Origin of the sequence: Dolichospermum sp. LEGE 00246 (assembly GCF_015207865.1) — a bacterium.
Lineage (GTDB): Bacteria > Cyanobacteriota > Cyanobacteriia > Cyanobacteriales > Nostocaceae > Dolichospermum > Dolichospermum heterosporum.
In genome coordinates, this window is record NZ_JADEWA010000332.1 from 1 (window position 1) to 6,057 (window position 6,057).

At 36.2% G+C, this 6,057-nt stretch carries 9 protein-coding genes; 4 read left to right on the forward strand and 5 right to left on the reverse strand.

Annotated elements, in window-relative coordinates; all coding sequences use genetic code 11:
- The 3 genes from IQ228_RS18840 to IQ228_RS18850 all read right to left on the reverse strand — a co-directional run.
- A partial coding sequence (locus IQ228_RS18840; protein WP_193963918.1) for a helix-turn-helix domain-containing protein occupies nucleotides 1-501 on the reverse strand: 501 nt, incomplete at its 3' end.
- A 171-nt stretch (nucleotides 502-672) separates the two neighbouring features.
- Entirely contained in the window at nucleotides 673-1,710 is a 1,038-nt protein-coding gene (locus tag IQ228_RS18845) for a cysteine hydrolase family protein (protein WP_027401745.1), read from the reverse strand.
- A 33-nt stretch (nucleotides 1,711-1,743) separates the two neighbouring features.
- Nucleotides 1,744-1,980 carry a hypothetical protein gene (locus IQ228_RS18850; protein WP_027401746.1) on the reverse strand — a complete coding sequence of 79 codons (237 nt, stop codon included), beginning with the start codon at nucleotides 1,978-1,980 and terminating at the stop codon, nucleotides 1,744-1,746.
- 383 nt (nucleotides 1,981-2,363) lie between these two features.
- Between IQ228_RS18850 and IQ228_RS18855 the strand changes: the two genes are divergently transcribed.
- Both IQ228_RS18855 and IQ228_RS18860 read left to right on the forward strand, forming a co-directional pair.
- Nucleotides 2,364-2,594 carry a hypothetical protein gene (locus IQ228_RS18855; protein ID WP_193963919.1) on the forward strand — a complete coding sequence of 77 codons (231 nt, stop codon included), beginning with the start codon at nucleotides 2,364-2,366 and terminating at the stop codon, nucleotides 2,592-2,594.
- The gene (locus IQ228_RS18860) at nucleotides 2,587-2,754 is read left to right on the forward strand and encodes a type II toxin-antitoxin system PemK/MazF family toxin (RefSeq protein ID WP_080683843.1); all 168 of its coding nucleotides are present in this window, start codon (nucleotides 2,587-2,589) and stop codon (nucleotides 2,752-2,754) included. Before IQ228_RS18855 ends, IQ228_RS18860 begins: the two co-directional genes overlap by 8 nt.
- An 11-nt stretch (nucleotides 2,755-2,765) precedes the next feature.
- Here the strand turns inward: IQ228_RS18860 and IQ228_RS18865 are convergent, their stop codons facing one another.
- On the reverse strand, nucleotides 2,766-3,011 hold the full coding sequence (locus IQ228_RS18865; protein ID WP_193963920.1) for a hypothetical protein: 246 nt from the start codon (nucleotides 3,009-3,011) through the stop codon (nucleotides 2,766-2,768).
- Nucleotides 3,012-3,084: 73 nt separating this feature from the next.
- On the opposite strand from IQ228_RS18865, the gene IQ228_RS18870 reads away from it, so the two are divergent.
- Together IQ228_RS18870 and IQ228_RS18875 are read left to right on the forward strand one after the other, a co-directional pair.
- The gene (locus IQ228_RS18870; RefSeq protein WP_027401749.1) at nucleotides 3,085-3,339 is read left to right on the forward strand and encodes a hypothetical protein; all 255 of its coding nucleotides are present in this window, start codon (nucleotides 3,085-3,087) and stop codon (nucleotides 3,337-3,339) included.
- Between the two features lie 113 nt (nucleotides 3,340-3,452).
- On the forward strand, nucleotides 3,453-5,138 hold the full coding sequence (locus tag IQ228_RS18875; RefSeq protein ID WP_193963921.1) for a serine/threonine-protein kinase: 1,686 nt from the start codon (nucleotides 3,453-3,455) through the stop codon (nucleotides 5,136-5,138).
- A 150-nt stretch (nucleotides 5,139-5,288) separates the two neighbouring features.
- Here IQ228_RS18875 and IQ228_RS18880 read toward each other — a convergent pair whose 3' ends face one another.
- Nucleotides 5,289-5,780, reverse strand: a complete 492-nt coding sequence (locus IQ228_RS18880; protein ID WP_370566911.1) for a transposase — start codon at nucleotides 5,778-5,780, stop codon at nucleotides 5,289-5,291.
- Nucleotides 5,781-6,057: the final 277 nt, after the last annotated feature.

The window sequence follows — 6,057 nt, forward strand, 5'->3', positions numbered from 1 at the left end:
CCCCCTGCTCCCTGCCCCCTGCCCCTTACCTCTGGCTTTCAGAACTCTGCGGAGTCGGTCAGGACTCAAGTAAACTTGTCGCTCAGATGCTAGTTTTTTGGCTAGTTGTTTGGAGTTATAAGTCTGAGGTTCTTCAAATAGACAGTTTTCTAGATACTCTAAATCATTTTCCGAATAGCGGGGTTTTCCGCCTCGACCTGGAGCATCCCATAATCCGGCTAAACCCATCTTTCGCCACCGATGCAGGGTCTGACGGACTGTAGAAACTGCCCAGTTTAAGCCTTGAGCAATTTGTTCGTTATTTAATCCACGAGCATTCAACAGTAGAACTTGAGCGCGGTCTTTTGTCCGTTGAGGAACATCCTTAGCCTTTCTCAACTCTTCTAAAGTTAACTTTTCTTCATCACTTAAAAAAATTTTCAGTCGGCATCCCATAATCCTTTTGATCTGATTAATGTATTTGGTATATTGATGTGTACTTTGGGAGAGTATATTTGTCAATGCTACCTATGCTAACACATTATTTCTATGTTTTGTCAAGACTTTATGGGCTTTGGTGTAATTGTAAATATTCTTTAATTTCGTTGAGCATTTTAGTATACAATAATAATTCAGGAGTCAAGAGTAAAAATGGCTTGCTATTTTGAAAATACCTAAGCCAATGACTAATGACTAATAACTAATGACTAATTCTTCAGTTGATTGAATAATGTGCATTCCAGCTTCGGCAAATCTAGCAAATGCCTTATTAGCCTGTTCCGTATAGTCAACTACACCAGGAACGACAACAGGAGAAGTGCAATCTTCTAAAAGATAAATTTTCTTTGTGAGGGTGGGATCTACCTGTTTAAGTTCTGTTAATAAATCGTCAATTGTCCAAGCAACACAATGACTTTTAGCTTGTCCCGCAATAATCACCGCATCATATTCTAAAAGTTGTTTAATTAAATTTGTGTTTTTTTGTCCAATTGGCTGATTATCAAATCCTGTTAAAACTTCAGGGCGTAAAATAGAATAATTTTCTGTTAGCGGATTTTCCCCTTTTAATTCAAATTGGGTTTGACTTTGACGGGCGATACTATGGAAAAATATTGCTTCTTCTACTGATGCAACCAAAGCATGACCAATTCCACCTAACATAGAATGATAAGGCCACACCGTTAACGGGTATTTTCCATCTTGGCTGAGTTGTTGAACATAATGAAAAGCCTGTTTTGCTAACAAGTCATAATCACCATTATTGAGACTATTAGCAACCGCTGGATTAACTTGCCAAATACCATTTTTAATATCTGTGGGTGTAATGTTGGTTGCGGCAGGTATTGGGTGTTCTCCTTGGGAATTTACCCAGAATATAGGATGAAAGATTTGCATGGCTGTGTGAGTATCTAGTGTGGGAATAATTTTGGTAATTATTCCCAAGTTGCGATAAATAAATTCGCACAGTCTTTGATTATCTTCAACTGCACCAATTCCAGTTTTTCCGCCTACAAATAATTCAAAATCGGGAATGCAAAAGGTATTTTGGACATCTATTAATAATAGACAAATACGGTTTTTATCTAAAGCTGCTGATGGAATGTTTTGTTGTTTGGCATAAGTTTCAGCTTCAGCAGCACGTTGTTGATAAGGTACACGCCAAACTTCACCGACTTTTGCAGGGTTAAAGTAGGAGGGAATTGGTAATTGGGGTATATTCTGGGCATTCATCATGAAAATACGCTTGAGTTTTACGGATGATTTCTAATCCTTGTCTAATTTATAACCATCTGGAAAAGGAAGGACAGGTAGGCGATCGCCTCGTAATAATTCTTCACTTGCTTCACCCAGGCTGATTAATGCCTCGCTTGTAGCTTTCTGAGCTATAACTAATATCAGCATAGACACTGTACCAACTTGTAAAAGACAAGACGGAGAAACTATGAATGCAATCAAATTTAATCCAGATTGGGAAAATAACTGTTGGTTTACGGATGGCATTGTAATTCTTAGTAATTAGTACACAAGTAAAATAGGCAAAAAAGTCAATTTTTAGTTCAGGAGCGAGAATTTATCAAAGTGCAACAACATCAGAGCTATGCCTACGGTATATTACATCAATGTTAACAACAGAAATATCCAGCAATCTAAGCTTAGACTTAGGCTTACTGGGTAGACGGTGTTGTGCGACCGTAGCGAGAATTAAACTTTGGGCATTACCTAAGTTTACTCTGTCCCCAGAATCTCAGCGGCTTTAGCCCTGAGAGTGTCAACATATCTTGGTGGGTGGTGTTGGGTTTCATTTCATTCAAGCCAACCTACGAAGGTTGCAGAGTCAGTATATCTTACTTTAAAATAGAAACTACTTACAATTGCCACAAATTATGATCAACCCCCAAATTTTAGAAGCTATTAAACAAATGCCTAATGTCGAAAGACCAGAGATAATAGAATTTGCCTTAAAACTCATGGGTGAAGAAATGCAAAATCCTCAAAAACTGGGCTTAACTGCTGCTGCGGAAATGATGCGTTCTTATTATGAAACAGAAAGCAGTTTAACAGAATTTGTTGATACTTGTAATGAAGATTTTTATGAGTACCAAGATTATGCGTAGAGGTGAAATCTGGCTGTATAATGCTGATCCCACAGTAGGGGATGAAATTAGCAAAACCCGACCTTGTATCATTGTTAATAATGATGATATAGGTACTTTACGCTTAAAGATTATTGTACCTATTACCGGATGGAACGAAGTTTTTGCACAAGTACTCTAGTAAAGCTTTTTTCACAGTTCAATTTGCCTTTGCAAGTCTAGTAATCTTTGTTCTTCAATCTCATGTTCGAGGTTTTGTAAAAGTATAGTTTCTTCAGCATTCGCAATACCAGCAAACTGCATAAAATCTATATTCTTTGGATGCAGTAGTTGTTGACGCTGTGCTAATTTTTGGAGAATCATTTGAGCAATTTCATTCTGTTCATCTTCAGGTAGCCGTGAGACGACAGCATAGGCTTGTTGTAAGAGATTAGTCATAGATTTTTTGTCGCCATTATCAAAAACTTTGGTAAATTGATAAAACTAAACTCATTTTATAATAGATAGATTTATGACACTAACCATCAATTTACCACCAGAATTAGAACAGTATTTAATACAGCAAGCACAACAACAAGGTCTTTCTGTGGAAACTTATGCACTGCAACTTATTCAAAAATCTATTTTCCCATTAGAGAAAAATTCAGCTTTTGAAGAAACACCCACAGAAATTGTCATTGAAGGTATTCGTCAGGGAATAAAAGAAGCATTAAGTGGACAAACTATACCCCTTTCACAAATGTGGGAAGGGATAGATGGAGAATAATAATGAACCACTACCCATTGAAATTGCTCTTACTGCTCGTTTTCAAAGGGATTTGCAAAAACTGGCTAAACGATACAAAATTCAACTACTTGAGTAAATAGAAATTAATGAAAATGCTATTTTATCCTGGAAAGGCGTTATTTGGGGGACGCTACATTATAGAACGAGAACTAGGTCAAGGGGGAATAGGTATCACCTATTTGGCTAAAAACCAACGCGGTGAACTGCGGGTAATAAAAACCTTGAGACAAGAAATTTTAAACCGTCCAGATTTGATAGCTTATCAAGATAAATTAAAACAAGATTTCCGTGATGAAGGATTGAGACTAGCATTATGTCGTCATCCCCATATAGTTGAGGTAGAAAATGTCTTTGATGAAGCTAGTTTACCTTGTATAGTGATGGCGTATATTAACGGTGAAGATTTAGGAAAAAGGATAACTGAAAAAGGGGCGTTATCAGAAGCGGAAGCACTGCTATATATTCAACAAATTGGTGACGCATTAACCCTAGTTCATGACAAGGGTTTATTACATCGAGATTTGAAGCCCAATAATATTATGATTCGGGCTGGTAAACAAGAAGCGGTGTTAATTGATTTTGGTATTGCGAGACAATTTGTATCAGGTGAAGTTCAACAACATACACAGAATTTTACTCCAGGTTATGCACCTCCTGAACAGTATTTACCAGATGCAGAACGGGGAGAATATATTGATATTTATGCTTTAGCTGCTACATTATACGCTTTGTTGACTGGACAGTTACCAATGCCAGCACCGGCTAGATTGCAAAATTTCACCTTAAAACCAGTTAAAGATTTTAATTTTGGTATCAGTGACAGAGTGAATGATGCCATTATGAAGGGAATGGCGTTAAATTACAAATTTCGCCCTCAGTCAATCATAGAATGGTTGAATTTGTTAGTGGATAATTCCCATGTTCCTAGTTCTCCACAATTAGAAGTTTATCAAGGTCACATTTCTATTATCGGACCTAGACCTTCTGGAAAAATTACTTATTTAGCAACTTTAGCTTATTTGAATAATTTACTAAAAACCAACTCATCATACTCAATTGAATATTTCACTGAGGGGGTTGAATTTTTAGCAAACAAGGCTAAATATATTTTAGCTCAAGGAAACATTTTGGACGCTCCAGACATGGGCATAGAAGAAACACATTTTGGGTTTCAAATTCAGATCAATAATAATTTAAGTAAATTTAATCAAAATCAGGTAGAAATTTCTTGTTGTTTGAATATGTATCCGGGAGAATTTTTGACAGGATTATCATTACCTGAACATATAAAAAGTAATCAATATAATGATTGGTTAAATAGCTGTATAGAACAATTAACAGAAACAAAATATCTAGCTTTAATCGTTGATGCTACAGCTATAAATGATATTGAAATAGCTCAAAGTCTCACGGTATTAGAAAGAGAATTAAATTTAAGAATTAATCAAGATGATAAACGTCAATATCGAATAGCAGTGATGTTTTCCCATTTTGATTTACCTCAAGTATATCCTTACAAGAATCATCTTAATCAATTTTTTAACCTGAAATTTCCCCATACAAAATTAGCCTTACAAATTTGGAATAATAATTGGAATTGTGCAGTTGCTTATTTTGCTTATTCTGCATTTGGTATGATAGGTGATACTTCAGAAGCAAATTGTAAAGGCAAGTATGCGGGTATAAAAAATGGTAAAATATGGAAGCCATTTGGTTTAATAGCACCAATATACTGGTTATTAACTGGTAAATATGATAAAAATTTATTAGACCTTTAATCGTAAGTTGGGTTGTGGAACGTGAACGTATCCCTGCGGGACACTGCGTGAACGCGGAGCAATGGAACGAAACCCAACACTATCCGCAGGTATTATACCCCAAATGTTGGGTTTCATTTCATACCCTTCGGGATCTTGCTACAACCCAACCTACTCGTTGCCAATATCATCATCAAAAATAATTTCCTCACCCGCACCCCACATCATGTCATACATACCTTGACGCACAGCGCGATAAAAACTTGAATATTCCCAATCTTTTGGTGCTGTTACCAAATCATGTTTCACCGGATTATAATGAATATATTCAACATGATTTTGAAAATCTATTTCGTCTCTAATTAAATGTTCCCAAAAACGATATTGCCATATAGCCCGTTGTTTTTTCTTTTTTCTAGATGCAGATATATTTTCTGGTGAAATAGTTTCACATTGACGACTAAAATAACTTTTAATTAACCGCCAACGCGTGGAAAAATCATGATCATTTTCTGGTAATGTCCAAATACAATGAAGATGATCAGGTAAAATCACAATAGCATCTATAATAAATGGATGTTTCCGCATCACATAACCAAAAGCATCTCTTAATAAAGAAACATTTTTTGGTAAACATAATATTTTTTGTCTTTTCTCTGTCACCACTGTAAAAAGTATGTTCCTCCTGCCACATTGGCGCGGCGATATTCCATACTATAAATATCCTGTGATTAAAGTTGTGTTTTATGATCTTGATTTTACCCCGTAGGTTGGGTTGACCCAAGGAAACCCAACATTAATTATCATATTCTGTTGACACTCCCCGGTCTAAAGACACGGGGATTCTTAATCGAATAATTGCAAACACAACTGCTCGAATAATATCCGCTTTTCAGGTATTACCTTAGATGTACGGTTCCCCGCCTGATGCCGTTTGCCA